This window comes from Paenibacillus contaminans (assembly GCF_003285015.1).
GTDB lineage: Bacteria > Bacillota > Bacilli > Paenibacillales > NBRC-103111 > Paenibacillus_V > Paenibacillus_V contaminans.
Genome location: NZ_QMFB01000099.1, coordinates 1 through 365, shown reverse-complemented (window position 1 = coordinate 365; position 365 = coordinate 1). Strand labels below are relative to the sequence as shown.

Annotated in this window: 1 protein-coding gene; it reads right to left on the bottom strand. The window is 51.2% G+C overall.

Features of this window, described 5'->3' with window-relative positions; genetic code table 11:
* Nucleotides 1-365: phosphotransferase (locus DQG23_RS41700; protein ID WP_146762496.1), on the bottom strand; the 365-nt coding region annotated here is incomplete at both ends.

Here is a 365-nt window from a genome sequence, read left to right as displayed (position 1 = left end):
CTGTAAGCAACGCTCAAATCGCAAGCCGGATGGCCTACGCTCAGATCGCCCCAATCAATGATGCCGGAAACGATCCCTTTCTCATTCACAAGCATATTTTTGAAATGAAGATCGCCATGTAGCATTGCATTCACCGCCTCGACACGGTCCGTTTGTAACCTGCTAATATACGCTTCGATCACACCGGACTCCTCCGGCGACAAGTGTTCAACCACCTTCGATAGAAAGCCCGCCAATTTCACTTTGCGCGATGCTATGTCCGTCAAGCTTCGATGATCTTGCTGAACTCCGCACTTCAGCGCCGCCTGCACCGGAAACTCATGCAATCTCCGCAAAAATTTCGCCAGCGTCTCTGCCGATAAAGC